Below are 3,406 nucleotides of genomic sequence, written 5' to 3'. Positions count from 1 at the left end.
GCGCGTGCGGGGTGGGGGGGGTTGGGGGTGCCCCCCCCCCCGCCCCCGACCCACATGACCCCTGCGTTGTTGACCAGCACGTCGAGCGGGCCCCAAGTGTCGGTGACCTCGGTGAGGAACCGGCGGAACGACCCGGTATCGGTGACATCGAGAGCGAACGCGCGCACCTGTCCCGGCAGCTCCCGCGCCGTCGTCTCGGCCGCCTGGATGTCGCGGTCGCCGATCGCCACCTGTGCACCGGCCTCGGCGAGCTGGCGCGCGATCTCACGTCCGATGCCCTGTGCGCCGCCGGTGACGGCCACGATGCGTCCGACCAGTGTTGTTCCCGTCATGGCGTGCTGCCTTCCTCGGTTCGGTTCGACACCGCGCACCACGTTGGGCAATCGCGATTGTCAGAAATTGTTCGGCTAGTATTGCACTTCGTCGGCAGGAAGGAAAGGCTCAATGACCCGCCCGGGACCCTCCGGCCCGAAGCCCTCCAGCCGTAAGTACTCCGGTATCGCTCCGGAGGAGCGAGTGCGTCAGCGCCGTGCTGCCATCCTGGAGTCCGCCTTGGAGCAGTACGGCACGTCCGGCTATTCGGCCGCGTCGATCAAGCAGATCTGCCGCGGCGCCGGTGTCACCGAGCGCTATTTCTACGAGTCGTTCCCCAACCAGGAGTTCTGCCTGGCCGCCCTCTACGACAATCTGGCCCAGGCGATGCGTGCGGAGACCATTGCCGCGCTCGAGCAGGCCGAACCCGATCTCGATTCACTCACCGCAGCCGGACTCGGCGCCTTCATCCGATACCTGACCAGCGACCCCCGCCGCGCGCGGGTAGTCCTCATCGAAGTCGTCGGTGTTTCACCGGACATGGAACAGCGTCGCCACCGGGTACTGCGCGACTTCGTCGACACAGTGATGGCCACCTGGACGACCGAGAGCCCCCGCGCACTGACACGAGGCCGGCGGTTGACCGCGACAGCACTGGTCGGCGGCGTCAACCACCTGCTGGTCGACTGGCTGATGGACGGCCGCCACGACGACCCCGCCGACCTCGTGGCGGTGTGCGTGGATCTGTTCGCCGCCGCTCGCACGCAATGGGATGTGGCTGCCGTCACCTCGCAACGCCCTCCCACCTGACCATTTGCGTATGGTTTCGATCGCGAATCTGGACATCACATGTGCGTGAATCTTGACACCACCTGCGGGATCGGGATTTTCGTGTTCGCGAAATCCGACACCACCAGCACACGTGCCCAGCAGAACTTGTGCACCTACCGGAGAGGTTGCGCTGTAGTCGGAGCGACCAACAGCAGCTCGGTCCGCTAGCCTCCCCGCCATGCCAGACTGGGAGACTCGCCCCGCCGCGCCTGCAGACGTCGAGGTGATCGCGGAGTTGCGTGCATTGACGCTGCGGCCGGACCTCGAGCGCCTCGGCCGCTACGACGAGCACAGGGTGCGACAGCGGCTTCGTGACGGCTTCGTGGCAGAGCACACCTTGGTGATTGAGGTGGCGGGCATTTTTGCAGGCTGCGTCGCGCTCAGGCCGACCGACGACGGGCACTGGCTCGAGCACTTCTACTTAGATCCGAGTTGGCAAGGTCAGGGAATCGGCTCGGATTTGCTGAGCCAGACGCTCGCACGCTGCGATCGCGAACACATCGTCGTCCGGGTGAACGTGCTGCGTGGCAGCCCTGCGAGGCGGCTTTACAGCCGACACGAATTCACCGTCGTCACCGAGACCCCGGTCGACATCTTCATGCTCCGCACTCCCCGCCGGAGTGGCTAGCTGTTGTGGGTCATGAGGTTGTTGACGCCCGCACAGGGGTGAGCTGAGGGGACGGGCCTCTCGGCGGCAGGATGGAAAACACCACATCCTCCGTCCGCTCGACCGGGAAGACCCGTCCGTGACCCACCGTAATGCCCCACTGTCGGTCGAAGGCCGTCGCCGCCTGGTGCAGCGCTGCCAGACCCGTCCGATCGCCCATGTCGCTGCGGAGATGGGCATCTCACGCCAATGCGCCTCGAAGTGGGTCAACCGGTATCGCCGATTCGGCGAGCTCGGCTTGGCCGACCGTTCCAGCGCTCCGCATCATCAACCGACTGCAACATCGGCCGCGGTGCTGGCACGGATCGAGAAGATGCGCCGGGACAAGAAGTGGCCGGCCCGTCGCATCACCCACGAACTCCGTTGCACCGGTGTCGATATCGCGGTCACGACGGTGACCAGGCAGTTACAGCACATGGGCCTGAACCGGCGCCGATTCATCGACCCGACCGGCGAGAACAATCGGACACCACGCCCGATCGTGGCACAACGACCCGGCCACATGGTCCACGTCGATGTGAAGAAGGTCGGGCGCATCCCCGATGGTGGCGGCTGGCGTGCTCACGGCCGCGACTCCGCCCAAGCCAAGGCCGCCGCTGCTGCCAAGAAACGCGGAGCGAAAGCCGGATACATCTACATGCACTCCGCGGTCGATGGCTACTCGCGGCTGGCCTACACCGAAGCCCTCGGCGATGAAAAGGCCGTGACAGCACAGGGTTTCATGGACCGGGCACGAGCGTTCTTCCACGCCCACGGCATCGTCTTCCTCGAGCGGATCGTCACCGACAACGGCTCCTGCTACCGAGCTGCCGACTTCGCCAAGACGCTGCACGGCGCACGCCACCAACGGATCAGGCCATACGCGCCCCGCCACAACGGCAAGGTCGAACGCTACAACCGGATCCTGGCCGAGGAGTTTCTCTACGCCCGCGAATGGACCTCAGAACACCACCGGGCCCACGCCCTGGGTATCTGGAATATCCACTACAACTACCATCGACCCCATTCGGCCGCCGGGAACCAACCACCAGCCAGCCGCCTCCATGCGGGCGTCACCAACGTCATGGCCTCATACAGCTAGCGACTGCCGTTGGGCGACATAGATTTCGATGAGCGTTGTTCGATTTCGTGCACACAATCCGGCCGCTGGCCCTTGGAATGATGTTGAGATTCGCGACAAACGATGCCGAAATTCACGACCAAAGCCAGAAGGCTACGCACTGGGACGAAGTGGTGACCCGGCTCGGCTTCGAGCACCTGCGTCGACACGATCATCGGCACACCGGACTCACCTGGTTCGCCGACGCCGGTGTGCCCCTGCACCGGCTCCAGTAGATCGCCGGGCACACCGACCCTCGGATCACACGGCGATACCTGCACCCGGACATCGTGGCGTTGCAATCGGACGGCGACAAGCTCTCAGCACACCTGAAACGACCACCACGGTCCCCAACTGGTCCCCAGCTACGGCAGGTCCAATACCACAAAAATCCCCTCCCACCGAGGTCGGAGGGTCTTTTTACATGGTCGGGCTGACAGGATTTGAACCAGCGACCACCTGGCGATGGTTCCAGTTCCTTGGAAGCTACCCAATAG

General features: G+C 64.7%; 5 protein-coding genes. 4 read left to right on the top strand and 1 reads right to left on the bottom strand.

All coding sequences use genetic code 11. The annotated features are described in order from the left end of the window. Nucleotides 1-332, bottom strand: a 332-nt coding sequence (locus tag ACFWPJ_RS28325; protein ID WP_378855878.1) for an SDR family NAD(P)-dependent oxidoreductase, incomplete at its 3' end; no start/stop codon positions are given. Between the two features lie 112 nt (nucleotides 333-444). Here ACFWPJ_RS28325 and ACFWPJ_RS28320 point away from each other — a divergent pair. From ACFWPJ_RS28320 to ACFWPJ_RS28305, 4 genes are all read left to right on the top strand, one after another. Continuing rightward, nucleotides 445-1,122 (top strand): TetR/AcrR family transcriptional regulator, encoded by a 678-nt coding sequence (locus tag ACFWPJ_RS28320; RefSeq protein ID WP_378855876.1) that lies wholly within the window; start codon nucleotides 445-447, stop codon nucleotides 1,120-1,122. 199 nt (nucleotides 1,123-1,321) lie between these two features. After that, a complete protein-coding gene (locus ACFWPJ_RS28315; protein WP_378855874.1) occupies nucleotides 1,322-1,771 on the top strand; it encodes a GNAT family N-acetyltransferase in 450 nt (149 codons plus the stop codon). Between the two features lie 118 nt (nucleotides 1,772-1,889). Further along, nucleotides 1,890-2,891 carry an IS481 family transposase gene (locus ACFWPJ_RS28310; RefSeq protein ID WP_378855872.1) on the top strand — a complete coding sequence of 334 codons (1,002 nt, stop codon included), beginning with the start codon at nucleotides 1,890-1,892 and terminating at the stop codon, nucleotides 2,889-2,891. Between the two features lie 35 nt (nucleotides 2,892-2,926). Further along, nucleotides 2,927-3,145, top strand: a complete 219-nt coding sequence (locus tag ACFWPJ_RS28305; protein WP_378855870.1) for a hypothetical protein — start codon at nucleotides 2,927-2,929, stop codon at nucleotides 3,143-3,145. Nucleotides 3,146-3,406 lie beyond the last annotated feature (261 nt).

It is taken from the genome of Nocardia sp. NPDC058497 (genome assembly GCF_042720195.1).
Classification (GTDB): domain Bacteria; phylum Actinomycetota; class Actinomycetes; order Mycobacteriales; family Mycobacteriaceae; genus Nocardia.
The sequence above is the reverse complement of the archived record's forward strand: the minus strand, read 5'-3'. Positions and strand labels throughout refer to the sequence as shown.